General features: G+C 42.7%; 16 protein-coding genes. 8 read left to right on the forward strand and 8 right to left on the reverse strand.

What is annotated here, in order from left to right:
- Positions 1-11 precede the first annotated feature (11 nt).
- Positions 12-1,850 carry a glycoside hydrolase family 127 protein gene (locus DXD25_RS03335; RefSeq protein ID WP_233522172.1) on the forward strand — a complete coding sequence of 613 codons (1,839 nt, stop codon included), beginning with the start codon at positions 12-14 and terminating at the stop codon, positions 1,848-1,850.
- Positions 1,851-1,977: 127 nt separating this feature from the next.
- Here DXD25_RS03335 and DXD25_RS03340 read toward each other — a convergent pair whose 3' ends face one another.
- Complete coding sequence (locus DXD25_RS03340; protein ID WP_117661788.1) at positions 1,978-3,651, reverse strand: glycoside hydrolase 43 family protein; 1,674 nt, start codon at positions 3,649-3,651, stop codon at positions 1,978-1,980.
- 130 nt (positions 3,652-3,781) lie between these two features.
- Between DXD25_RS03340 and DXD25_RS03345 the strand changes: the two genes are divergently transcribed.
- From DXD25_RS03345 to DXD25_RS03375, 7 genes are all read left to right on the forward strand, one after another.
- Entirely contained in the window at positions 3,782-5,041 is a 1,260-nt protein-coding gene (locus tag DXD25_RS03345) for a glycoside hydrolase family 88 protein (RefSeq protein WP_117661789.1), read from the forward strand.
- A gap of 226 nt (positions 5,042-5,267) precedes the next feature.
- Positions 5,268-8,048, forward strand: a complete 2,781-nt coding sequence (locus DXD25_RS03350) for a helix-turn-helix domain-containing protein (protein WP_117661790.1) — start codon at positions 5,268-5,270, stop codon at positions 8,046-8,048.
- Positions 8,049-8,260: 212 nt separating this feature from the next.
- Positions 8,261-8,782 (forward strand): sigma-70 family RNA polymerase sigma factor, encoded by a 522-nt coding sequence (locus DXD25_RS03355; RefSeq protein ID WP_233522182.1) that lies wholly within the window; start codon positions 8,261-8,263, stop codon positions 8,780-8,782.
- A 5-nt stretch (positions 8,783-8,787) separates the two neighbouring features.
- Positions 8,788-10,380 (forward strand): alginate lyase family protein, encoded by a 1,593-nt coding sequence (locus tag DXD25_RS03360; protein ID WP_117661792.1) that lies wholly within the window; start codon positions 8,788-8,790, stop codon positions 10,378-10,380.
- A gap of 76 nt (positions 10,381-10,456) precedes the next feature.
- Positions 10,457-13,492, forward strand: a complete 3,036-nt coding sequence (locus DXD25_RS03365) for a TonB-dependent receptor (RefSeq protein ID WP_233522173.1) — start codon at positions 10,457-10,459, stop codon at positions 13,490-13,492.
- Positions 13,493-13,521: 29 nt separating this feature from the next.
- Positions 13,522-15,363: a RagB/SusD family nutrient uptake outer membrane protein gene (locus DXD25_RS03370; RefSeq protein WP_117661794.1), complete on the forward strand. Its 1,842-nt coding sequence runs from the start codon at positions 13,522-13,524 to the stop codon at positions 15,361-15,363.
- A gap of 189 nt (positions 15,364-15,552) precedes the next feature.
- Positions 15,553-16,743, forward strand: coding sequence for a glycoside hydrolase family 88 protein (locus DXD25_RS03375; RefSeq protein WP_233522183.1), 1,191 nt, complete (start codon positions 15,553-15,555; stop codon positions 16,741-16,743).
- Positions 16,744-16,942: 199 nt separating this feature from the next.
- On the opposite strand, the gene DXD25_RS03380 is transcribed toward DXD25_RS03375, so the two are convergent.
- From DXD25_RS03380 to DXD25_RS03410, 7 genes are all read right to left on the reverse strand, one after another.
- A complete protein-coding gene (locus DXD25_RS03380; RefSeq protein WP_089544823.1) occupies positions 16,943-17,443 on the reverse strand; it encodes a pyruvate ferredoxin oxidoreductase in 501 nt (166 codons plus the stop codon).
- Positions 17,433-17,948, reverse strand: coding sequence for an RNA polymerase sigma factor (locus DXD25_RS03385; protein ID WP_117661796.1), 516 nt, complete (start codon positions 17,946-17,948; stop codon positions 17,433-17,435). The genes DXD25_RS03380 and DXD25_RS03385 overlap by 11 nt, the downstream gene beginning before the upstream one ends.
- 65 nt (positions 17,949-18,013) lie before the next feature.
- Positions 18,014-18,787, reverse strand: coding sequence for an acetylglutamate kinase (gene argB / locus DXD25_RS03390; protein ID WP_117661797.1), 774 nt, complete (start codon positions 18,785-18,787; stop codon positions 18,014-18,016).
- A gap of 116 nt (positions 18,788-18,903) precedes the next feature.
- Complete coding sequence (locus tag DXD25_RS03395; RefSeq protein WP_117661798.1) at positions 18,904-21,120, reverse strand: peptidase domain-containing ABC transporter; 2,217 nt, start codon at positions 21,118-21,120, stop codon at positions 18,904-18,906.
- A 40-nt stretch (positions 21,121-21,160) separates the two neighbouring features.
- Positions 21,161-21,928: a galactosyltransferase-related protein gene (locus tag DXD25_RS17085; protein ID WP_158556281.1), complete on the reverse strand. Its 768-nt coding sequence runs from the start codon at positions 21,926-21,928 to the stop codon at positions 21,161-21,163.
- Positions 21,925-22,941 (reverse strand): hypothetical protein, encoded by a 1,017-nt coding sequence (locus DXD25_RS03405; RefSeq protein WP_117661799.1) that lies wholly within the window; start codon positions 22,939-22,941, stop codon positions 21,925-21,927. Before DXD25_RS03405 ends, DXD25_RS17085 begins: the two co-directional genes overlap by 4 nt.
- Positions 22,942-22,954: 13 nt before the next feature.
- The gene (locus tag DXD25_RS03410; protein WP_147327835.1) at positions 22,955-25,852 is read right to left on the reverse strand and encodes a carboxypeptidase-like regulatory domain-containing protein; all 2,898 of its coding nucleotides are present in this window, start codon (positions 25,850-25,852) and stop codon (positions 22,955-22,957) included.
- Between the last annotated feature and the right edge of the window lie 2 nt (positions 25,853-25,854).

Consider the following 25,854-nt stretch of genomic DNA (forward strand, 5'->3'; position numbering starts at 1 on the left):
AGATAGTAAAAATGAAGAAGTTTTTCCTCTTTTCCTTGTTGGTGGCATCTGCGCTTTCAATTCAGGCAAAGACACCAGCAGATAATCAGCAGAAAGCAATTAAGTGCCAGCCTTTTGTGTTGTCGCAGGTACATCTCCTTCCTTCCCGTTTTCAAGAGAATATGAAGCGAGATTCGGCTTGGATGATGTCGATACCTGTTAGCTCACTTTTGCAGAGCTTCCGCAATACCAGCGGTGCCTGGTCAAATCGTGAGGGTGGTTACATGACGGTGAAGAAACTCGGCGGTTGGGAATCTCTTGATTGTGATCTCCGCGGTCATACCACAGGTCATCTCCTTTCGGCATACGCCACGCTCTATGCACAGACTGGCTCTGCAGCAGTGAAGGCGAAGGCGGATAGCATCGTGAATGGTCTTGCCGAGGTGCAGCAGGCATATGGTAGAGATGGCTATCTGAGTGCCTTTGCCGAAGGTCTCATCGACCGAAATATCCAAGGCAAGAGTGTATGGGCACCTTTCTATACGCTCCATAAAATCGTGCAGGGCATGATAGACCAGTACCAACTCTGCGGCAATGAAAAAGCCTTGGAGATAGCAAAGGGCATGGGCAACTGGGCTTATAACAAACTCAAACCTCTTTCAGAGGAGACTCGAAAAAAGATGATTCGCAATGAGTTTGGTGGTTTCAATGAGACGATGTACGAACTCTATGCCTTGACCAAGGATGAGAAGTATCTCTGGGTGGCAAAGTATTTCTATCATAACGAGAAGATAGACCCATTGAAGAATGGCAACAACGACCTCGGCACCAACCATGCCAATACCTTCGTCCCGAAACTCTTGGGTGAGGCGAGAAACTATGAGATATTTGGTGCAAAAGATAGTCGTAAGGCGGCAGAGCTTCTCTTTTGGACATTGGTCAATGACCATGCCTTTGTAACAGGCGAGCTTTCCGATAAGGAGCATCTCTTCAAGCCAACCGAGCAGAGTAAGCATCTCTCTGGCTATGATGGTGAGAACTGCTGCACCTTCAATCTTATGAAACTCGCCGACCATCTCTTCTCTTGGAATCCAAACAGCAAGATTGCCGATTACTACGAGCGTGCGCTTTATAATCATATCCTCGGTCAGCAGGATCCAGAGACAAGTATGGTTTGTTACTTTACTCCATTGCAGACAGGTGCTTATCGTCTTTATTCAACCAAGGAGAATAGCTTCTGGTGCTGTGTGGGTAGTGGTTTCGAGAGTCATGTGAAGTATGCTTCGAGCATCTACTTCCATTCTGCCAAAGATCTCTATGTGAATCTCTTCATTCCATCCAAGTTGGATTGGGAGGGAACAATCTTCACTCAGCAGACCGCTTTCCCGCAGTCATCGACGACCACTTTTAAAGTTGAGGGCAAGCAGAGAAACTTTACCCTCCGTCTCCGCTATCCATTCTGGACTACCAAGATGGAGGTCAAGGTAAATGGCAGAAAGGTGAAAGCTGTCAAGGGAACAGATGGCTATGTGGCAATCTCCCGTCTCTGGAAGGCTGGCGATCAAGTTGAGGTAAACTTCGGAATGAAACTTCGTGAAGAATCAACCAAGGATGATGCTTCCAAGGTAGCCTTGGTATATGGTCCTATCGTGATGGCTGGCAAGCTCGATGCCGTGGAGCATCCTTTCTGCGATCCTACGAAGTACAACGATTATTATACCTTTGACTTCAAGATACCTGCTGCAACAGTAGAAAAGTCTAAGTATGATGGCTTAAAGAACATTAAGAACTTCAAAACCAAGCAAGGTATTGAATTAGTGCCATTCTATGACGCCCATCACTGCCGTTATGTGGTATATTGGCAGAAGTAATGGTGTAATGAAATTTAAAAAGAAAATAGGTGGATGCAGAATTCTCTTTGACAAGAGGCTCTGTCATCCACCTTTATATATATTGATTGTAGATTAGCGCATATATTTGTATCTGTAGTCTTTGCTCTTAATTAACTCTAAACCAGTCTGCATCAATCCATCCTCGGTTGCCCTTGGTGTTCTTGCGCTCGCTCACAAATCCCATCTTGGCTCCGATCCATTTGCCTTGTCTCAAGGTAAAAAGATTGCCTGCGTTTCTGTATCGCTTGCCGTCAAGACTGTAAGCAAACTGGCATTTGCCGTCTTTTACCTTCATCTGGAGATAGATATCGAGATAGATGGCTGGAGAATATGGAATGGTATCCTTCTCTGATGGCTTGAAGGTAGCGAGTGTCTTCTCTGTTTCAATACCGCTTAAATCAGCATCCTTGCAAGAAAGCTGCTGGAGTAGGAAGTTATCTCCCATGCGACGGACAACCAGTGCCTGATAATCCCTGCCCATCATAATGACACCGCCATACTGATCATCCTCTTTCGATGCAAAGCGAATCTTTGCGGTAGCAGTGAAATCCTTGGCTGGAGTCTTCTGGAGTAGAAGATTGCCAGCCTGCCAAAGACTCTTGAATGGTAATGGCTTGCCAGCTTCATCTGTTGCGGTAAGATCTGCGGTATATAATCGCAGACAATCATTATTGGTTGGCATTCCCCAAAGCTGGTTATAGTTGGCGTGCCATTGCCATTGCAAGCCTAGCTCTGTGCTGTTGAATTCATCAGATTCCTGAGGATTCATCTTTACCTTTGATGTCGATTTCGGTATGCGATAGGTGAGATAAGGCTCGCCACATCCGTCGCCATCCTTGTCATTGCCCATTACTGGCCATCCTGTCTTCCAATCTACAGGCTGCAGGAAGACGACGCGACCGTATGCTGCCTTGTCATTGAAATGAAGGAACCAGTCTTCGCCTTGCGATGTATGAACCCATGCTCCTTGGTGAGGACCATTAATCTTCGTTTTGCCTTGTGCCATCACCTTTCTGGCTTCATAAGGGCCATATATGTTTTTGCTTCGCATGGCAAGTTGCCAGCCCATCTCTACGCCTCCAGCTGGGCACATAATCCAGTAATATCCATCTCGCTTATAGAACTTCGGACCTTCTGTGGTGTGGTTCTTCTGTCCTCCATCAAAAACGATGCGAGGCTTGCCTATCGCCTTGGTTCCATCGGCAGAAAGCTCACGAACAGTGAGAACGGAATTAAAACCGGAACGGCTTCCTGCCCATCCATTCACGAGATAACATCTTCCGTCTTCATCCCAGAGTGGACAAGGGTCAATCATTCCTTTTCCTGCCAAAACGCAGACGGGTTCCTCCCATGTGCCACGTGGGTCTTTGGTCTTCACCATAAAGATGCCGTGGTCTGGGTCGCCCCAATAAATATAGAATTCTCCGTTGTGATGTCGGATGGCTGGTGCCCATACTCCCTTGCCGTGTTGAGGCTGGGCGAAGAGTTCCTTGGGTTCCTGTTCCTGCAGGGCATGTCCGATAATCTCCCAGTTTACCAGGTCCTTGCTATGAAGGATAGGCAGACCTGGGATACAATTAAAAGAACTAGCCGTGAGATAATAGTCTTCTCCAACAGCTACCACGTCTGGGTCGCTATAGTCGGCATAAATTACGGGGTTGGTATAAGTACCGTTGCCATTATCGGGATTCCAGACCTGCGAATGATACTGGGCTTGGATCGACATAGGCGTTGCCAGCAAGATGCTCGAAAAGAGCAATGATGTAATTCTCTTATTCATATGATTCTCTTATTCTTTTATAATGATACGTATGATAAAGGAAGATTACTTATATGTTTATTGTCAGCTTTTCTACTACGACTTTAAGTATTCTTCTTATCCGGTTCGTATTATTAATAAAACAACGACGATGAAAATAAGAAGAATACTTTTTTGTATGGCTACTATTGCCATATCACAGATAAGCATAGCGCAGAATGTACAGACTGCTGCGCAGGTTCCGGCACTCGATGTTGATAAGCAGTTGCAATACTGCCACAAGCAGGTGAAGCGTGCCCTGGCTGAGTTGCAGCAGAAAGATGGTTCTTACGATTACACGATGGAGCCTCGCAATATTCTGAAGGGGGATAAGCAGAAAGGATGGAACTGTAGAAAAATGGATAAGGATTGGTGTTCTGGCTTTTGGCCAGGCATCTTATGGATGGACTATCAGAATACGAAGGATGAGGCTGTGAAGAAGACTGCAGAAGGCTATACTGAGTCGTTGAAAAGTATTGCCTATCGTCCTTGTCATGATCACGATATCGGGTTCTTGATGTTCTGTTCTTATGGAAAAGGCTACGAAGTCAATCATTCACCTGAGTACAAGAAGATAATCTTGGCATCGGCTGATTCCTTGGCAACGCTCTTTAACCCAATTGTGGGAACCATATTGAGCTGGCCGAGAATGGTAGAACGTGAGCATTGGCCGCACAATACTATTATTGATAATATGATGAATCTGGACCTGATGTTCTGGGCATCAAAGAATGGCGGTAATAAACTCCTTTATGACTTGGCTGTGACTCATGCCAAGACAACAATGAAAAATCATTTCCGTCCGGATGGAAGTTGCTATCATGTGGCGGTATATGATACCATCAATGGAGACCTTATCAAGGGAGTTACCCATCAGGGGTATGCTGATAATTCCATGTGGGCAAGAGGGCAGGCATGGGCAATATATGGTTACACAATGGTTTATCGTTATACAAAGAACAAGATGTTTCTTGATTTTGCGCAAAAGGTTACCGACATCTATATCAAACGTTTGAAGGAGACGAGTGACGATATGATTCCTCTTTGGGATATGGATGACCCTCGTGGCGTTAAGTTGGCTCCTAAAGATGTGAGTGCAGCTTGTATTGTAGCCGATGCCTTGTTGGAGTTGCAACAATATGTAGATAAGGAAAAATGTGATGAATACAGACTGTTTGCCTTACAATCCTTGGCTCAATTAAGTACGGATAAATATCAGAGTGGCAAGAAAAACGTTGCATTCCTGATGCATTCTACGGGTCATCATCCAGCAAAAAGCGAGATTGATGCAAGTATAATTTATGCGGACTATTATTATATGGAAGCTTTAGTTAAAGTCAAGATGTTAGGATTGTTGAATAGGATATCATAGTTTTTATAAGCTTTAGGTTTATATATCAGTTAGACTTATAGGTTTTGTTGAAGCATATGTGAAAACAAAAGGGTGAAAGAAGATAATCTGCAGGAACTCTTATGTAAGAGGAAAGGCAGATTATCTTTTTTGTGAGGAATATCTTGATGAGGATAAAAAACTATCTTTTCTGTTGGCTAGCTAAAATATTTATGTTATCTTTGTGCCAAAATTGCAATATTTGAATATGAAACAGTTATATAGACTTTTGCTCTTGTTGTGGTGCTGCGTCTCTGCTTTGCATGCGGAAACAAAAGTAGATGCCATTCATCTCTTGACAAAGGACGATGGAATGGCGGGGGAAACCGTGTCTCGTGTCATCATTGACAAATATGGACGCGCTGTTGTTGCAACGAATGATGGTATAAGTATTTATAATGGTAAGCGTTTTACAACATTCAAGATGCGCAGGGATGCTAATATGCCTAATTATGTATATGATGTATGTATAGATAATCTGCAAAACATCTATGTTGCTACAGCCCAGGGAGTTTTTGAAAAGAAGGTTAATAAAGCTTCTTTTCAGCTTATCTTGAAGGAATTTGATAGGATGGAAACGCTGGCTGCTCATGAGGGTAAACTGTATCTGGGTAATACAAATGGATTTTATGTTTATGACGGGAAGAAGGTTAAGCAAGTGGCTGTTAAGTCTTTTGCTAAAGAGATCTTAGCAAATAGCGTGAGAAGCATAAAGGTAGGTGAAGATGGCAATCTGTGGTTTTTGACTCGTTATGCCTTAAATCGTTATGTTCCTTCTTCGGGAAAAGTAAGTTCTTTTTATTTGGCTGCAGACATGCCTAAGAGGGCCGCGATGAGCCAGTTCGGGCTGTTGGGTGATAAAGCTTACATTGGAACCAAGAATAATGGACTGTTTGTTTATTACTTTAACTTAAAGAAAATTCGAAAGATTCCTTATGTAAGTAATGTCATAACCTCTATTCAGGTTACATCTAAAGGGGATGTTTGTGTGGGTACGGATGGCTCTGGTGCCTTTTTGCTGGATGGAAAGACTGGACAATTGAAAGAGAAGTTTGATATGAATGGTGACAAGGAACATCGTACTCCTTGTGATGCTGTCTATTATTATATGAAGGATGGGCATGGCAATGATTGGCTAGGCTTTTATCGTTTTGGGTTGGCACATTCTTATTATAATCAGCATATCTTTGAGCCATATCGCTTTGGAGACTTTACAACAGAAAAGTTGAATGTTCGTTCTTTTTACATTAATAAGGATGTAAAGGTGATAGGAACGAATAAGGGATTGTATTATATCAATGAGACAAAGAATATCGTGAAGCATTTTCCTGCGGAAATGCTAGGAGGCGCACACATTATTACCAAGATTTACTATCATCTTGGCTTGTTCTATATAGCGACTTATGATGGAGGATTGAAAATTTTTGATCCTGCTTCCTTAACTATTCGTCCCATTCTTAATGCTCCGGAAGTGTTGTCTAATACTACGATTATTTCTCTGGCAAGCCGCAATAATGGTGATTTGTGGATAGGTACGGCAGAAGGCCTTTTTGTGTTGGATAAAGCTGGACGTATAGTGAAGAAAAACGGTGGCTTTGGTGGCACTGTCACAGGTTTGTTTTTTGATAAAGGTGGCAATGGATGGGTGTGTTCTGAAAAGATGGCCTATTATAGCGCTCAAAAGGAAAGTTATGATAATACGGTCTTCCCTAAGGGATTTTTCAATATCCAGAAAAATGTAGAAGCTATTCCTGGTAAGAATGGGCGTATCTATTTCTTCAAGCAAAACAAGATCTTTTTTACAACTCAAGACATGAAGCTGTTTGGTCAGTTGCAACTTCCTGCAGAGTTGAGTGATAAATGCTGCTATGCTTTCTTGGACGATCGTAATCGTTCTTTTTGGCTTGCTACTGATAATGGCTTATTTTGTTTGGATTATCAAATGCAGAATTTTGTACATTTAGGAGCGGGGGAAGGACTGAAGTGCCAATTTGTAAATGTAGATGGTATTCAGGTTGACCAAGATGGTGTTGTCTGGGTAGCTACTACAAATGGTTTGATGCGTCTCAATTCCAAGGCTTTAGACCAATGGCTTCATCGCAAGAAGTTTAACTTGTCGCTTTTTGATATCCGAATAGGAAGTGATTTGCTCGACTTTACCGATGAGAATAAGGTTAACAGTACTAAGAGAATTTTGCTTCCTTGGAACATCTTGTCTGCAAAACTAGCTCTCAAAGTAATACTTTTGAATTATTCGCATAATAAGGACAGACTTTATCAGTATTGTTTGGGTGATGGTGACAAATGGGTAACTTTTGCTGATGGTGATGAGGTTTCGTTGAGTCATCTCTTTTTGGGAATGCATCGTCTGAAACTACGTTTGGCAGGAGTGGCTAGTTCTGAGAGTAACATAGAAATTTTGGTTTATCCATCTTGGCTGGCCATCATGGAGTTCGTCATCCTTATAGTAGCATTGATACTGCTGCTGTTTTGGCGTAGATATCATAAGGATACTAAAGTTCTGTTGGAGGAGCGTAATGAAATAGAAGGCGCCTTGATGGAGGTGGAGCAAGAACAGCAGGAAACAGAACAGGCAGGATTGCAAATTCCTAAATATACTCGAGTAAAGATTGATGAGGAGGAATTTGCGGAAATAGTGAGTAGGATGAAAGCGTATATAGAGAAGAATCGCTGCTATACTGACCCAAACTTTAAGATGGGTGACCTGGCAGATGCCTTAGGCTTGTCTTCGAGCAAACTGAGCCAGGTATTCAGTTTGTATGTTAAGGAAAACTATTACGAATTTATCAATAAATACCGCTTGGCAGAATTCAAGAGATTGATAGAAACTGGCGAGTATAAGCGATTTACTTTGACTGCATTGAGTGAAAAGTGTGGCTTTAAGAAATCGAGCTTCTTCAGTACCTTCCGAAGAGTGGAGGGAATGACACCTATGGAGTATTTGAAGAAGAGAAATGTTAAGTTATAAACCTTGCACTTGTGGTGTGTAAAACATACACCACAAGTGTGGTAAATTTAGATGTATTCAGTATAACTGATTGATTGACAGTAACCTAAACTCAATGGATTGCTTCCTAATTTATTTGGTGTAGACTCCATCGTTTTTTCTTGTTTTTATGGATAAAACTTTCTACTTTTGCAATCGACAATCGAAATGTTTTATTAATAAACCTATTAATGATGGAACAAAAAAAACAACTTCGGCCTGATGGTAAACTCATATCATCACTCTATAATGAGTATGCAGATGACCTGAGACGTTATTTGTGTAGCTGTCTCCATAATATGGATGATGCAGAAGATATGTTACATGATCTTTTTATTAAGGTTATGGATATAGAGGTGATTCCTGAGAAATCAGTACATTCTTTACTTTTTATCATGGCAAGACGCATGGTGATAGATTTGCAGAGACATCGGGCTTTTGTTCGTCAGTCTCAGGAAAGGTTCTTGAAATACAATTCCTATATGGATGAGGACTCTTTGGTAAGGCGTGTGGAATCTGCCGACCTCTTGTCTTTTGAACAGCGTTACTTGTCTCAGTTGCCAGTAAAGCGTGCTTGTATATATAAGATGTACAAGCATGAGGAAATGACAGCTCAGGAGATAGCTCTTAAACTCAATTTGAACAAGCGAACAGTAGAAAGTCATATCTATTTGTCAACGAAAGAAATGAAGTCTTATCTTAAAAACATTATATAATCATTATGAAGAAAATAATTATCCTATTCATTGCAGGCATGATGTCTATGAATGTGAGTGCTCGGCATTTTGTTCATCCAGGTATCTTGCACACAAAGGGTGATTTAGAACGTATTCGTCATTTGGTAGAGCAAAAGGTGGAACCTTCTATTGGATCGTTTGTCATCTTGAAAGCAGACAGAAAGTCGCATGCTGATTATCAGGTGCAGGGACCTTTCCAAAATATTGCTCGAGCAGGAAAATACGGTTATACCAAAAATCCTTGTGAAGAAGATTTCAATGCTGCTTACTATAATGCCTTGATGTGGAGTATTACGGGAGATACCAAGCACGCTGACAAAGCCATGGAAATAATCAGGGCTTATGCCAAGACAACAGAGAAGATCTATGGTCCTGACGATCCTCTTTGTGCGGGACTTCAAGGCTTTATTTTTGTGAATGCTTCTGAGTTGATGCGCTATACATATCCAGTTGCACAATATTCAAACGGTTGGCAAAATGAGGATACGAAGCAGGTTGAGGGGCTTTTGAGAAATGTTTTCTATCCGGTGTTGGATACTTTTGTACATTCTAAACCTTATGCCAATGGCAACTGGGGACAAAGTGTTTACAAGATGTTGCTGGCAATGGGAGTATATCTGGATGATGATCAGATTTTTGAACAGGCGTTGCAGCTTTTTGACCATGGAAACGATAATGGTGCTCTTCCGCATTACATCGCAGAAACGGGGCAATTGCAGGAAAGTGGACGTGATCAGGCTCACACCATGTTGGCAATCGGTTGTCTTTCAGAAATGGCTGAGGTAGCTTGGAAGCAAGGTATTGATCTTTATGCAGCTTATGATAATCGCATCATGAAGGGCATGGAGTATCTCTCTAAATATAACCTTGGTTATAATGTACCTTTTAAAACATGGACTGACAAGACCGGAAGATACAATAATTGGATCACTCTAGGAGAAAGCTCTCGTGGTGAGTTTAGATCTGTGTTCGAATTGGCTTACAATCACTATGTCTATCGCCGTCATCTACAGATGCCTTATACAGACAAGGTGCTGGGATTGATCCGTCCGGAATGGCAAGGTTTTAAATGTGATAATCCTGGTTTTGGAACTCTGCTTTTTTATTTGGGCAAGGGTGTTGAGAAGGCTGTGCCTGGAAAAGTCAACGAGTTTCCGATGCAAGCATGGAAAGGTTGGAAAACTCCTTCTTTGAGTTGGAGAGCTAATCAGGGTGAATATGAATTCTGTGTTCCTTCATTGTCCATGAGTAAATCTTTGGATTATGCTGCAGGAGAGTATCCTTTGATTGCTGTGAAGGTGAGTAAGATGCCTAAGAAACGCAATAAAAACTGGTTCCGCTTGTGCTATAGTGTGAATAGTGCGCCTGAATATTGGACATTTGCAGAAAGCAATTCAAAGCGGGTGGGTAAAGACATTTATGTTTTCAATATAGATGGTGTCCGTTCCAATAACTCTACTCCTTTTGCTAAGCGCAGACAGAACGTAACACTTATCCTTGATTTTGGTAAAACAGGAGATGAAGGAGTGATAGTGGATTGGATTAAGTCTTGTTCATCAATAGAAGATATAAAATAATAAACAACTTTTTAACAATAAATTACTAATTATGCAAAGTAAATCTATTTTTCAAACTAATGGTAGACTTTATTCTATGATAATAGCTTCTGCCTTGACTATGGTAACTTTGCCTTCTTTTGCGGAAAATAATTTTGCTGTGCAGAATGTACAGCAGGATGCGAAAGTGAAAGGACAAGTAACTGACGTAAATGGTGAACCGATTATTGGCGCTACTGTGACTTTGAAAGGAACCAATAAGCGAGCAGTGACAGATTTAGATGGTAACTATGTACTCCCTAATGTAGCCAAGGGAGTTGTTGTAGTCTCTTATGTGGGATACAAGACAACAGAGCAGGCTGTATCTGCAGGTAAAAATAATACGATAAAGATAGAAGAGGCTAACGGCTTGCTTAATGAAGTTGTGGTAGTTGGTTATGGTGCTGTTAAGAAATCAGATTTGACAGGTGCTGTAGCATCGGTGTCAACCAAGGACTTGGTGGCAACAGGATTAGCTAGTGCTGCTGGTGCAATGCAGGGTGCTGTTTCTGGTGTTAATATTCAGCGTTCTTCTGGTAAGCCTGGTAGTTCTTATAATATCTTGATTCGTGGTCTTAATACTATCAATGGTTCTACTTCTCCTTTGATAGTGATTGACGGTGTGCCTGGTGCTCAGTTAGAAAACATTAATCCTGATGATATTGAAAAAATTGATATTTTGAAGGATGCTTCCTCTACTGCCATTTACGGTTCTCGTGCAACCAATGGTGTTGTTATCGTTACAACCAAAAAAGGTGCTAACCGTGCTCTTCAAGTAAGCTACAGCGGTTCTGTTGGCTTTAAGGACTATTGGTATAAGCCTGATATGATGAATGGTGAGCAGTATGTGAGATTGGCTCGTGAATATGGTCGTGCAACCAAGGGAAAAGGACAGTATGTAGATGACAGTGCCTTGTTCTCTTCTTCTGAATTGAAAGCTATCGAGACGGGAACCTATACCGATTGGTTTGACGAAATGACTTCTACAGGCTTTATTACAAGTCATTCTTTGTCTGTTACTGGTGGAACCGACAAGGTGAAGTATGTTACTTCTGTTGGTTTCTATGATGAAGATGGTACTTTGGATCCACAGTTCTATAGACGTTATAATGTGCGTGCTGCAGTGGATGCTCAACCAAATAAATATGTGAAGTTTGGTGCTAGTATTTATGCAACGCATAGCGATCAGGAGACTGGTAATGAGGATGGATTGCAAACCGTTTTGCGTCTTCGTCCTACCTATGGTAGATATAACTATGTAACAGGTGAAGAGGAACTCAAATACGGAAGTGGTCAGTGGAATCCTTATGTTACTCAGAAGAACCAATCTTGGAGATATAAGAAGTATGATGCCTTGATGAATGCTTATATTGAGATTGATCCAATTAAGAATTTGTCTCTTCGTACAACATTCTCGCCAGATATCCGATTTGTTGACTATGGAATGTGGGCAGATAAATATACCAAGCGCATGCAGGGTAGTACCAATATGGCTTGGAATGAGAGAACAACTACGACCAACTGGGTTTGGGATAACCTGGCAAATTATAAGTTTGATGTAGCGAAAGATCATCATTTTGATGTGACCGGCGTGTTCTCTATGACCAAGTATGTAAGCGATAATCTTCATGGAGAGGCTCGTACCTTCTCTTTTGATTCACATTGGTATGCTCTTCAGAATGGTTCTGCCAATATCAAATTGTCTTCAGGTTATACGCAGACATCTTTGCTGTCTTATCTCGGACGTTTGAATTATAATTATAAAGGCAAGTATCTCGCTACACTTAGCTATCGTGAGGATGGTTCTTCTAAGTTGGCCAAGGGGAATAAGTGGGGTGGCTTCTTTGCTGCAGCTTTGGCATGGCGAATTTCTGAAGAAAACTTCATGAAGCAGTTTGAGTGGATTGACAACTTGAAACTTCGTGTAAGTTTGGGACAGTCGGGTAATGATAATGTTTCTGCTTATCAGACACAAGGTCAGATTAGTGGGGCGAAATATTATACCTTTGGCACGACTGACGTGATAGGTAATGTTCCTAATAATCTCCGCAATATGGATCTTGGATGGGAGCGAACCACAGAATATAACATAGGTCTTGATTTCGCTTTTTTACGTAGTAGAATTAGCGGTACCTTCGAGTTCTATAATCGAGAGACAAAAGATTTGATCATGAACAAAACTGTGCCAATCACTTCTGGCTATGGTTCTGTTAAGGCAAATGTTGGCTCTGTTCGTAACCGAGGTTTTGAGTTTACTCTGAATACGGTGAACATTGAAAATAAAAACTTCCGTTGGTCCACTTCTTTCAATATTGCTCACAACAAGAATGAAATCATAGACTTGCAGTATAAGGAAGATTTAAGCTCTCGTGGAAAATCTATGGAAGGTATGCTGGGAGATTATGCCAATCTTTGGATTATCGGACAGCCAATCGATATCAATTATAATCTCAAAACCATTGGCGTTTGGCAATTGGATGAGGCTGAAGAAGCTGCTAAATATGGTTGCAAACCTGGTCAGTACAAGGTGCTCGACTTGAATGGTGATGGTGCTATCAATGATGCAGATAGAGTGATAGATGGTAAGCGTACTCCTTCTTTGACAGGTGGTATGACCAATAACTTAGTTTATAAGAATTTTGACCTCTCTATTGGTTCTGCTTTCCAGACAGGTGCAAGGTTGAGAAATCAGTTCTTGGTAAGTTATTGCTTGGAGAACAATAATATGAATTTGAATAACTTGAATCGTAATTATTGGACTCCTGAGAATCCTACTAATGAGTGGGCTCAGCCTGGTAATATGGGAACTTATCGTGGAAAGGCTGGTCCTTGGGGAAATCAAAAGTCAGATGTGTCTCATACGATGTCATCTTCAGACTTCTTCCGTATCACTCAGGTTACATTGGGATATACGCTTCCTAAGAGCTGGTTGGCTGGAATATTCCTGTCTAATGTGCGCTTATATGCCATGTTGCAGAATCCACTTTTGTTGACAGCTGATTTTGTATACTACCCAGAACAGTTGACCCAGAATGTTGCTGGTACAGATTTTATGACTACCAATATGATTTTTGGTATTAATGTTTCTTTCTAATATAGAGGTTAATTTTAATAATGAAGAAAATGAAAGTAAATAATATCATCATAAAGGGAATGCTCGTCGTAAGTGCGGCATCCCTGACTGCTTGCTCAGATTTCTTGGAAGAGAAGAACTGGTCTAGTCAATCGGCAGAGGAGTATTATGAGACTGCAACTGGATTTGAGTCTTTAATGAATGGCTCTTATGCTACATTGAAGACTGTTTATAACAATTTAGACTATTTTAAACTTACTCAGTTAGGTACAGATCTTGGTACTCAGAATAACGGTACAACCACTTCTGATTTAAATCAGTATGTGGTTACTTACACTGCGGATAATTCCTCAGTATATAATCTGTGGAAGAATCTTTATACATCCTTGAAGAATGTAAATGCAGTCATAGACCGTTCTGCGACAGTGAAGACTTTAGAGCAGGATAAGTTTAATGGTATGAAATCTGAACTGATTAAGCAGCATGTAGCTGAAGCTAAGTTCTTGCGTGCCTTGTATCTCTTTGAAATTGTCAAGAATTGGGGACAAGCTCCACTTATACTCCATGAGCCAAGTTCTGCTTCTACAACTGGAGAATTGAATAGCGCATCTGAGTTTTATGAGCAGATATTAAGTGATTTATCTGATGTTTTGTCTTCTGATTTGCCAGAAAGACAACCGGCTTCTAATTTCGGACGCGTATCTAAGTCTGCAGCTAAGCATCTCCGTGCGCTGGTTCTCCTCACTCGTGGTTACCAAAGTTTTGGACAAACTTCTGATTTCCAGAATGCTTTTGCCGATGCCGTAGATGTCATAAACAATTCAGGTCATAAGTTATTGGATGATTATGCCTTGGTTCATCGACAGTCTAATGAGGCTAATGATGAGGTTGTGTTTGCTATCAATTTCAATAATATCAACAATTATATGAACAACCTCTCGACAGAGCACTGGCTGTTTTCTTATCGTGAAGGTTGGGAAGGATTGGGCAAAAGTAATTTCTATGGTAATGATTATGGTAGTGTAATGCCTACAAAATATTCATACTTGCTGTTTGATTGGAAAAAAGATCATCGCACAGAGGTTACCTTCATGAGTCCTTATAATGGCAACCCTGCTACCTCTATTGATGGAAGAACTTTAGGCCGTAATGCTTTCATGAATACGGATCAACTTGAAAAGGCATCGGATTTGTTGGCTGATACCGTCATATATTTCCCTGTGCCTGGAGAAACTGGCTTCAGAAAATATTCTGCAGAAGAGCAAAAAACAGCCAATACCAGTTCTCCTATGAAGTTCATCTATAATTATCCTGAGGGTTCATTCTCGGATTGTTCTAATGACGATTATTATATTACTGGTATGCAAGGTAATAGTTCAACTACTCGTGCATGGTTGCCTGTCTATAAGTTTAAGGATGCTGGCATCAAGTATAATGAAGGTAGTTCTGGTGTATTGAATGGCTCTCGTGATATTGTGTTGTTCCGCTTGGCTGAAACTTATCTGATTGCAGCTGAGGCAGCAGTTAAAAACAATGATAATGCAAATGCCTTGAAATATATCAATGCGGTTCGTAAACGTGCCATGAACGGTGCTTCTGAGACAGGCTTGTCTCTTTATTCCGGTGTTGTTACCATTGATGACATCTTGGATGAACGTGCTTTGGAATTATTCGGTGAAGCTCCTCGATGGAATGACTTAACTAGAACAGGCAAGTTGGCTGAGCGAGTATTGAAATATAATTGGGATGTGACTCATATCTCCGGTGGCTTGATTAAAACTCAGCTTAGTAAGGAAACTGAGGCTAAATATAGTCTTCGTCCTATTCCTAGAAACTGGTTGAGTACATTGTCCAACGGACAGGAATTGGGAAATAATCCTGGTTGGGATTAAAAATGAAAAAAGATAATCTGCATACTTTTGCAGATTATCTTTTTCTAGTCTTTATAAAAGTACGTATAATGAAGGTTGGTTTGAAATAAGTATTCTTCTCGTTCGATTCGTATTACTAATAAAACAAAGACAATGAAGATAAGAAGAATACTTTTTTGTATGGCCATGGTTGCCATATCGCAGATAAGCATGGCGCAGAAGGTGCAGACTGCTGCGCTGGTTCCGGCACTCGATGTTGATAAGCAGTTGCAATACTGCCACAAGCAGGTGAAGCATGCTCTGGCTGAGTTGCAGCAGAAGGATGGTTCTTACGATTATACGATGGAACCTCGCAATATCCTGAAGGGGGATAAGCAGAAGGGATGGAACTGTCGCAAGGCTACACCAGAGGAGTGGTGTGACGGCTTCTGGCCAGGTATCCTCTGGATGGATTATCAGAATACGAAGGATGAGGCTGTGCGCAAGGCTGCCGAAGGATATACGGAATCGCTGAAAGGCATTGCCTATCGCCCTTGCTACGACCATGACATCGGTTTCCTGATGTTTTGCTCCTACGGCAAAGGCTACGAGGTGAATCATTCGCAGGAATACAAGAACGTAATCCTGGCTTCTGCCGATTCGCTTGCCACACTCTTCAATCCTATCGTGGGAACGATATTGAGCTGGCCAAGAGAGGTGAAGCCTCGCAACTGGCCGCACAATACCATCATGGATAACATGATGAACCTCGATATGATGTTTTGGGCAGCTAAAAATGGTGGAAACAAACTGCTTTATGATTTGGCAGTAACCCACGCTAAGACCACGATGCAGAATCATTTCCGTCCGGATGGAAGTTGCTATCATGTGGCAGTATATGATACCATCAATGGTAATTTGATCAAGGGGGTAACACATCAGGGCTATGCCGACAATTCGATGTGGGCGAGAGGACAGAGCTGGGCTATCTATGGTTATACGATGGTGTATCGCTATACCCACAACAAGATGTTCCTGGATTTTGCCCAGAAGGTGACGGATATCTACATCAAGCGATTGAAGGAAACCAGCGATGATCTCATTCCGCTTTGGGACATGGATGATCCTAGAGGCGTGAAAGGTGCTCCTAAGGATGTAAGTGCAGCCTGTGTGGTTGCCGATGCTCTACTGGAACTCCAGCAGTATGTGGGAGGCGAGAAAGGAGAGGAGTACAAGCAGTTTGCCATCCAGTCGCTAGCCCAGCTGAGTACCGATAAATACCAGAGTGGTAAGAAGAATGTAGCGTTTCTGATGCATAGCACAGGACATCATCCTGCAGGAAGCGAGATAGATGCCAGCATCATCTATGCAGATTATTATTATCTGGAAGCATTGAATAGGGCTCAAGATATAGTTTTTTAGGTTTTATTTGTTAGGTTTATATGATAAGAGGCAACCCGTGAGGGCTGCCTCTTATTGTATAAACAGTAAGGGCTGCCAGTACATCCTGGCAGCCCTATTACGTTAGTATGTTATGAAAAATTTGAGAGAATTGAAACTTCACAGTTTCAGAATTGTTTTACTAAACATGATTTTTTATATAGAGAAAGCATAGAAATAACTACTTCAATATCGTAGGGGAAGCAGTGGTGGTGCTTATCTGGTCGATGCCCGTGCGCTGCATGGAGTCAACCGAAGCAGAATCGCCCATGGCTACGGAAACGCCCTTGCCACTCTTGGTGTATCCTACGTTTTCAATCTGGTTATCGACATCGTTCTGGAATGGAACCTGAGCAGCGTTGCCCAAGGTCAAGACGATGGCTACCACGGCAGCAGCCTTGAAGAGAGGCTTCAGACGCTCTGTCAATGAAACGACCTTCGCCTTGTTAGGCTCCTTGGTGTATTCATCTTCAATCATCGCCATCATCTTCTGATCGAAGTCATCACCCAGTGTCTCTTGCTTAGCCTCGCCCATCTCGTAAGAGAAGAGCGCCTGATATGGCTTCAGCTCGGCAGGCAACTCGTCCTGGCTGAAGAATGCACGGAGAATCTCCTCTTCTTCGAGAGAAGTCTCGGCCTTCCAATAGCGGTCCAAAAGTTGGTTGATGTACTTATAATCCATAACTGTCGAATTGTTGAAATCTTTGTTTAACTGTTTGTCGAGCCCTGAAGATGTTCACCTTGACCTGGTCTTCGGTGATGCTGAGGATGTCTGCTATTTCCTTATAGGATTTTCCTTCGATGTCTCGAAGTTGCAGACAGCTGCGCTGCTTCTCGGGCAGTTCATTAATGATGTTCCTTACGATGTTCAGCTTGTCTTTCTGAATCATTCGTTCGGAAGGAGTGGATGATGTCTCGTCGAGCCTTTCCGTGGTCTGCTCTTCCAGCGAATCATTCTGATTATCCATCTTCTTGATGCGGTCGAGCGAGAGGTTGCGGGCGATGGTGAGGCTGTAGGCTTCGATGGACTCGAGCTCCTGCCATCTGTCGCGGGCATTCCAGACTTTAATCATGGTATCCTGCACAACGTCCTCCGCTTCCTCCCGGTTGAGAGTAATGCGAAGTGCCAGCCTGAAGAGTTTATTCTTCAGTGGCAAAACATCGTTTTGGAAACTGATTTTTTTCATCCCTCTATAATTAATGACGACTCACCTGTAAGAAAGTTACAGGCAACTCTGAATTATTTCTATTTTTAACTCTTAATAACAGTTCCGTGCTTTCCGTCGATGGCGGTAGCAAGGGTGATAATCACCTCTTTCACGCCTGCATTGATGGCTGCGAGAGCATTCTCCAGTTTTGGAATCATGCCGCCTGCTACGGTACCGTCTGCTTTATATCTCTCAAAATCGGCATGGGTAATCACAGGAATCACGCTGTCGTCATCCTCAGGATTGCTGAGCACGCCTTTCTTTTCAAAACTATATATCAATGTCACGTCGTAGTAAGGAGCCAGAGCCTTGGCTGTCTCGCTTGCGATGGTGTCGGCATTGGTATTGAGGATATTGCCCTTACCATCGTGGGTCAGCGGAGCCATCACTGGGGTGATGCCTTCGTTAATCAGGGTCTGGAGCATCTTGCCGTTGGCACGCTCTACATCGCCTACGAATCCGAAGTCGATGCCATCCTTTAATGGGCGCTTGTGACTATGGATTACGTCCATGTCAGCACCTGTCAGACCGAGGGCATTCACGCCGTTAGCCTGAAGCTTGGCAACCAGGTTCTTGTTTACCAAACCGCCATAAACCATCATTACCACCTCCAGCATGTCTGCATCGGTGATGCGACGGCCGTTTACCATCTTGCTCTCAATGCCGAGGGCTGCGGCTACCTTGGTGGCACGGCGGCCACCGCCATGTACCAGTACTTTCTTGCCGGGAATGGCTGCAAAATCCTTCAAGAGCTGCGCCAGCTGCTCGCTGTCTTCAACGATGGCACCGCCTACCTTTACTATTGTTATCTTTTCCATATTTTTTTAAATCAATAATTTCTTATATGCAAAGGTACGATTCTTTTGGCTATAAAGCTCATATTTGGACATTTCTTTGTATTCTTTAACGCTCTATACAGGAAATGATAGCAATTCTACAGATTTAATTCCAATTGATTTTTCACCAATTCATAATAATATCCTCGTTGTGCCAATAGATTTTTGTGTGTGCCCCGTTCCACAATCTTGCCCTGCCTCATCACCAATATTTGATAGGCATTCTTTACTGTGCTCAATCTGTGCGCTGCCACCACCACCGTTTTGTCATGGTAGAATTTGTCGAGGTTGCACATGATTTCTGCCTCGTTAAAAGTATCTAGCGCATTTGTTGCCTCGTCAAAGAAGATGTACTCGGGATTCTTGTAGATGGCACGTGCAATGAGTAGGCGTTGACGCTGCCCCTGGCTAATCCCATTGCCCTCCATACCTATCTTCGTATAGTAACCCATTGGCATTTTGCGGATAAAATCATCGGCATTGGCTTTCATTGCAGCCTCTTTCAGCCGTTCCATATCGAGCTTGTCTGTGTCAAGGGCGATATTGTGGGCGATAGTGTCGCTGAATATGAAGCTCTCCTGCATTACTGATCCTGTGACACTGCGCCACAAGTGGGGATTTATCGTGCATAGTGCAACATCGCCCACCTTGATGCTGCCGTTGTTGGGCCGGTAAAAGCCCTGCAATAGCTTGATGAGCGTGGTCTTGCCACTGCCGCTCTCTCCCACGATGGCCGTCACTTTACCCCCAGGTATCTCCACGCTCACGTCGTCTAGAGCATAATTGCGCTCCGCACCATCATAGCTGAAGGTGACATGCTCCACGTGGATGGTCTTGTCCTCGGGCAGTCTTGTCGTCTTGTTCTCAATGTCCGTGTCTTCGTCTGGTTGTGAGTGAATCTCGTTCAGTCGCTCCAAGCTTATCTTGGCATCCTGTACCGACTGGATGAAGCCGATGAAATCGTTGATGGGGGCTGTCAGTTGACCGATGATATAGGTGAGCGACATCATCATGCCCAGTGTCATGTTGCCCATGACGACGCTCCTAGCGGCGAGGAAAGTGATGAGGATATTGGTGGTTTGGCTGAAGAACACGGAGCCAGACTGCTGGAACTGACCTATCTTCAGTCCCTTCACGCTGATACGGAACAGGCGTATCTGCACACGCTCCCACTCCCAGCGTTTCTGCCGCTCGCAGTTGTTGAGCTTGATGTCCTGCATACCTTGTATTAGCTGAATTATCTTGTTGCGCTCCGTGGCGGACTGGTTAAAGCGCTTGATGTCAAGCTCACGACGGTATTTCAGGAAGAATGTTATCCACAGCACGTACAGGGTGTTGCCTAGCATGAACACGCCGAGCACTAGGAGACTGTAGCAACTGAGCACCACGGAGAAGACAACGAAGTTGGCTAGCGAGAACATCACATTCAGCGAGTTGCCCATCAGAAAGGACTTAATGCGGGAGTGGTCATCAATGCGCTGCAACAGGTCGCCCGTTTTCTTGGTATCGAAGAAGTGGAGCGGCATGTTCATCAGTTTTATCAGGAAGTCGGAAATCAGTGCGATGTCTATGCGGGTGTTCACCTGTAGTAAAGTCCAACTGCGTACGAAGCCCACGCCCAATTGCGCCACGAAGAGCATGAGCTGGGCTATCAGAATAAGCGTAACAAAACCAAGGTTTTTGCCATTGACACCTCGGTCAACCAATACTTGCGTCAAGAAGGGAAATGCCAGCTGAAGCAAACTGCCCAACAGCATTCCCAACAAGAGCACGACAATCTGGCGGCTGTAGGGCTTGAGGTACTTGAAGAAGAAGCCAAGGCTCTGCTTATGGCTCTCGCACTCCTCCTTGCGCTTGCCGAAATTTACACCAGGCACCATCAGCAAAGCCATACCGCATTCCTGTCCCTGCACCTTCGTACAGAGCCAACTGCGTATGAACTCCTCCTCCGTGTAGCAAAGCTTTTGCGAGGCAGGGTCGGAGATGTAGAAGTGATAGCGGCCGCTTCTGCTTTTCTTCACCTTGTAACAGACCACGAAATGGTTCTGGTTCCAGTGGAGGATGCAGGGAAGGGATGCATCGTTGGCAAGCTGGTCTATGGTTATCCTCACACCGAGCGTGCGAAACCCCAGGTACTCGGCTGCCTCGCTGATGCCCAGCATCGACACTCCGTTTCGGGTGATGTGGCAATGCTGGCGCAGCATCTCAGCCGAGTACTCCTTGCCATAGTGCTTGGCTATCATCCTCAACGAGGTGGAACCACAGTCCATCTCGTCGAGTTGCTGATAATGGGGGAAAGGTTTGAAAAAACTCATATACTTATTTTGACCTGATTATATAAAGAGTCTATTTATGCTACAAATTCATTTGGTTTCTAATATCTTCCTTTGAAGAGAGTATGGCTGTATCTTTCAAGTAATGTGAATACATCTTTTGTTGGTTAGAATTATGAGTACCATTTAAGTCACGAGGATGTGACAGATGGAATAAACATCCCTTTGCATAGCCTATCCTATAACCTAGGTTTGTCCATCTCTCATATCTCTCTGTGTCTTCTGGTCCCCAACCGTAAAACTTTAGATTTTCCATCCCTGAGGCATGGTATGACTTTGCATTGACAAGAAGGGCTCCTCCATGCATATATGTGCCATAGGGCGCAATCATCATCATTTTCAGTTCTTCCAAAATGGTAATATCCTCACTTTCCAAATATAGGTCACGAATCAACTTACTCGTGTCAAGAAAGATTCCTTCATACGGATAGCAAATGTCGTATTTGCCAGAACGTAATTTTATAATGGATTCATATACTTGGGATGGTAATGAAACTACATCAGCATCCCAAATGGCAAGAATTTCTGTAGTTGCCTTCATTGCCATCTGGTTGATATATTTAGTTCGATAGAACACGGGATCATTGTCTGGGACAAAGATGTAATCCACATCCTGTGGTAGCAAAGAGCATAAGATGCCATTGTTGCGATTATCTGCTTCCAAGACCATAATGTTCGTCTCAAAATATTTACGTAGGTATCGAATTACCGCCAAAACGTTTTCCAATCTCACCAAAGATTCGACCCTTATAGGTATCAGCACCGTAAGATCTTTCATATCATATTTCATACTTTTCTTTTTAAATAATCAAGAAACAGCCTTATTCCGCAATAGCCATTTAGAGAGTAATAGTTAGAGAAGAACTCTCCATCATGCTCAATTCTTTCCCAAAGAGAAGACTCTACTATTCTTTTTTCAAAGTCATAATTTTCATCATTCATAGCAAAGCCCATCCATATATTGAGCTTCTGCAATAACCAGATTCCAATAACCCCAGTTTGTGGCATAATGTTCTTATTTGTCAATTCATTCTCCAAAATATGTCTAATATCAATGTCTTGTGCCAATCTTTCTGCAAAATTCATCCACTCTGTGTCATGAGTAAATTTTCCAACACAACGAGCTACAGTCATAAGGTGGAATCGATTGGCATGCAATACAGGATGACAAGAAAAAAGAAAAAGTTTCATCTCGTGAAAAATATTTTCTATCCTTTTCTGATCTATTCCTAATTGGTAAATCCATACAAGTACTCCCACAAACAAGTATTGCTCCTTCATCAGGTTGAATGGAAATGTCTCTTGATAGAAATTATCCTGCCGATGAATGTATATATAATTAAAAAGATGTTCTATGAATCTTAGGTAAAGTTTCTTTCTGATAGCGGAATTTACATTGATATATCTCACAATGAAATAAATCAAAACATCTAAGATGGGGAGCTTTATGTTAGGAGTCACTTCTTTCTCTAGGAGGCTACATGTACCTTTATATATATGATCATCTATGTCTTGCAACACTTCATTGACATCTCCTTCAACAAACTTGTATTTCAACAAAAAAGATATGCCTAAAGCAATGCCTGTTATGCCCTCTTCCATGAACAAAATTTTGTTTTGTCCCATATTTGCCATGATTTTCTCCAAGGTTGCCTCTCCGAGTTGAGTCATTTGAGGGTCATGCCTCATTCTTCCTAACACAAAATAATATATACACACTCCCATGTCTCCCTTCAACAATCCAGTAAAACTGAATTGTTGAAGGACGTTGTTTATTTTATATTCAAGTTCTTTTGTTAGCATAAAATATATAACTTTAATGTGTCTTTGGCTTCATGCTGAAATGGTACGCCATATGAAGGATGGCATAACGTGGCAAGGCATTGACAAACGTCTCGGTTCTTCCCTGTGCGTTTACCATGCGGGTGATGTTGTTCAAGTTGCCCAAGATGTCGAAGCCATCAAGCATCCATGTCAACTTGCCTTTGAACGTCGTATAGGAAAGACGGGCATTCCATAGCAAGTCGTTGGTATTCATAGAGCTTCCCTCATAGCCTCGTCGTGAATACATAGTCAAGTCTGTGCCTAGTTGGAAGTGCCAAGGCAAGTTGAGGGAGGTAGTAATACCATAGTTGAAATCAATGGCATTGATGTGGTTGAAGTCCATTGCCTCACCATCAATGTTACGCCAGGCAGCGGAAGCCTTGATTCCCACCAATGAAGAACTACCTATCTTGTAATCGAGTTTCAGAGTCTCGTCCAACAATTTTGTTTGCACAGAGTTGCGGGTTACCTGGTAGTTTGCGCCCTCGGCCTTACCTATTAAATCCACACTGTTCACATATTCTGCACGTGTCCATGAGCCGAATGTCAATTTCTTCGTCTTGTCTAGCGGCTGTTCGTAGTTGTAGGATATGGCTGCGTTCCAGTTGCCACTTACATTCTCCGCACGATAAGTCCTAATACCTGTGCTGGCGTCATAGCTATAGCCCATAGCTAAGGCGTTTGCCCGATAGGTGTAGGACAAGCGGAGGCTTTGGCTTCTTTGCTTGGCTGTATTTGTTGAGCTGAGGAGGAGATTTACATCATAGACCATTTCGTTCTTCAGACTATTGTTTCCCACCTTTACGTTCATTGGGTCTGTAGCATCAGAAATATTCACCATATTGACGAGGTCTGGAGCCTTAGGAGTTGCCTTGAAGAGCAACTGAAATCCTTTGGTGTAGTCTTTTACCCAATAGCTTAGTCGAGTGAAAGGAAAAGACAGAAGTGTCGTGTTTCTGACAAGGATAGTATCAACACTTCCCCTTTGGTAATTCAGTCTCTGTTGAGTGGGCTGAATGCCTAGTTGAGCCTGTGCGCTCCAGGAACCCTGCTTGGTGCTTTTATTCCATGTGATGCCAGGGAAAATATTATGGGTATCCTCTGTATTTTTGCTCATATAGCTATTGCTCTTGTCCATTGTATGTTCGTACTCTGCAACAGATGGTAACCAACCTATCGCCATATTCTTTTCATCTTGATCATCTAACAGGTCTAATTGGTAAAGGGAAGAACAGCGTTTCTTGTCTCGATGTCCAAAACCATAGGACATAGACAATTCCACAGCTTGATTCAAGCGGAAATTATAAGATGCACCCAGTTGATAGAACAAATTGCGGTCTGGATGGTTCTTGAAATACTGGTTGCCAGAACTTGCTGCTTCCTGTTCTTGACCATAGTGGATGGCATATTTGTTGAAAAAGTCCTTCTTACGACTGTCACTAGAGATTTTTCCTATCAGATTGATGTAGTCATCTGAGCCTTTGAGCTTTATCGTACTTGCAGCATCCAAACTTCCTGACAGCTGATGTCCTTTATCTAAGCCTTCCTTCTTATATCTGTTGATAAGCGATTGCCGAAGAAGACTCTCAGCCCCCACAGAGTAGATTTTGTCAAACGTCTCACGGCTGACATCGTACTGCATGGAGGAGAACGTGCCCGACAGATAATCGCTATGGTTGTCAAACTTGTCATAGCTGAACTTTGGCTGCAAGATTAGGTTTACCTTGTTGCTGAGCACAAAGTAAAGTTGATTGCTCGTTGCCAAATGAAAATTCTTTATCTTTTCCTGCTGACGCTCGTAATCGTAAGTGTTGCCATTAGGCAGGAAGTTCACACGGTCAGTATTGGTGATGAGGTTTTGGTTGGAATGGCTCACCTGCACATTGCCATTTAAGTCAAACTTTTGGTTTCTGTCACTGACTGCATAGTCAAAACCTCCCATTTTCTCCTTGCTATCTCCTCTTGGCATGTCCACGGGGGTCCAGTCTGTGTCACGACCAGGCTTGCGGTTGTCATTGAGATTGTTGACATTCCCGTAGAATGTAAGACGTGAATGGTCTGTATAACGCATGGCAAAGAGGCGACCAAGATAACGGTCTTCAGTGCCAGCTCCACCTTCCAAATTAGCCAGTACACCGATGGAATAGTCCTTTTTGAGGTTGACATCCATTACGTATGTCTTATCATCCTCACGTTTTTGTCCGAGAAACTCACTTTTCTTGCCATACTTATCATATATTTTTACCTGCTTCACCGTATAGGATGGCAGATTTTCCAACATGACTTCCTGATTGCCCTTGAAGAAGTCCTTTCCATTGAGCAAGAGATTTTCCACGAACTTGCCGTTGTGGTAAATTCTTCCGTCTTTCTTAATTTCCACGCCAGGCATCTGTCTAACCAGGGCATCAAGCATACTTCCCTCCGCTAAGATGAATGCATCAGCATTATAGACTACGGTGTCTCCCTTATGATAGAACTTCACCTTGCTTCCTACGACATTTACCTCTTGCAACATCTTGGAGTCTGGTCGCAAGGTTATAGGAGGAAGCTCTTTTTCGTATTCCCTTTTTTTCAAGTCACCAATAGACACATTCACGTATGCTGTCTTGTAACCCAGATAGCTGGCACGCAAAATATAGCATCCCTTTTCTCTTGGCACCTCAAACTTGAAGATGGAGTTATATCCATCTTGCTCATCCCTTGTCCAATGATTATTCGCCACAAGAGTTTGTAACACCGTACTGTCTGAAGCCAAAAGTTGTATGGTCACTCCTGGTATGTCGTTTCGAGTCTTGGAGTCCAATACACGGCTTTTGAGTATGAGTTTTTCTTGTGCTGTGCATGTCATAGACAAGAGCATGGCGAAAAGTAATAGGATAGTTTTTGTCATAA

The sequence above is a fragment of the Prevotella sp. TF12-30 genome, assembly GCF_003436715.1.
Lineage (GTDB): Bacteria > Bacteroidota > Bacteroidia > Bacteroidales > Bacteroidaceae > Prevotella > Prevotella copri_A.

Coding starts and splice junctions, on each gene's coding strand:
- DXD25_RS03350 (WP_117661790.1), top strand. CDS start 5,268: ATGAAACAGTTATATAGACTTTTGCTCTTGTTGTGGTGCTGCGTCTCT.
- DXD25_RS03395 (WP_117661798.1), bottom strand. CDS start 21,120: ATGAGTTTTTTCAAACCTTTCCCCCATTATCAGCAACTCGACGAGATG.
- DXD25_RS03360 (WP_117661792.1), top strand. CDS start 8,788: ATGAAGAAAATAATTATCCTATTCATTGCAGGCATGATGTCTATGAAT.
- DXD25_RS17085 (WP_158556281.1), bottom strand. CDS start 21,928: ATGAAATATGATATGAAAGATCTTACGGTGCTGATACCTATAAGGGTC.
- DXD25_RS03355 (WP_233522182.1), top strand. CDS start 8,261: ATGGAACAAAAAAAACAACTTCGGCCTGATGGTAAACTCATATCATCA.
- argB (WP_117661797.1), bottom strand. CDS start 18,787: ATGGAAAAGATAACAATAGTAAAGGTAGGCGGTGCCATCGTTGAAGAC.
- DXD25_RS03385 (WP_117661796.1), bottom strand. CDS start 17,948: ATGAAAAAAATCAGTTTCCAAAACGATGTTTTGCCACTGAAGAATAAA.
- DXD25_RS03375 (WP_233522183.1), top strand. CDS start 15,553: ATGGCGCAGAAGGTGCAGACTGCTGCGCTGGTTCCGGCACTCGATGTT.
- DXD25_RS03340 (WP_117661788.1), bottom strand. CDS start 3,651: ATGAATAAGAGAATTACATCATTGCTCTTTTCGAGCATCTTGCTGGCA.
- DXD25_RS03335 (WP_233522172.1), top strand. CDS start 12: ATGAAGAAGTTTTTCCTCTTTTCCTTGTTGGTGGCATCTGCGCTTTCA.
- DXD25_RS03365 (WP_233522173.1), top strand. CDS start 10,457: ATGATAATAGCTTCTGCCTTGACTATGGTAACTTTGCCTTCTTTTGCG.
- DXD25_RS03410 (WP_147327835.1), bottom strand. CDS start 25,852: ATGACAAAAACTATCCTATTACTTTTCGCCATGCTCTTGTCTATGACA.
- DXD25_RS03345 (WP_117661789.1), top strand. CDS start 3,782: ATGAAAATAAGAAGAATACTTTTTTGTATGGCTACTATTGCCATATCA.
- DXD25_RS03370 (WP_117661794.1), top strand. CDS start 13,522: ATGAAAGTAAATAATATCATCATAAAGGGAATGCTCGTCGTAAGTGCG.
- DXD25_RS03380 (WP_089544823.1), bottom strand. CDS start 17,443: ATGGATTATAAGTACATCAACCAACTTTTGGACCGCTATTGGAAGGCC.
- DXD25_RS03405 (WP_117661799.1), bottom strand. CDS start 22,941: ATGCTAACAAAAGAACTTGAATATAAAATAAACAACGTCCTTCAACAA.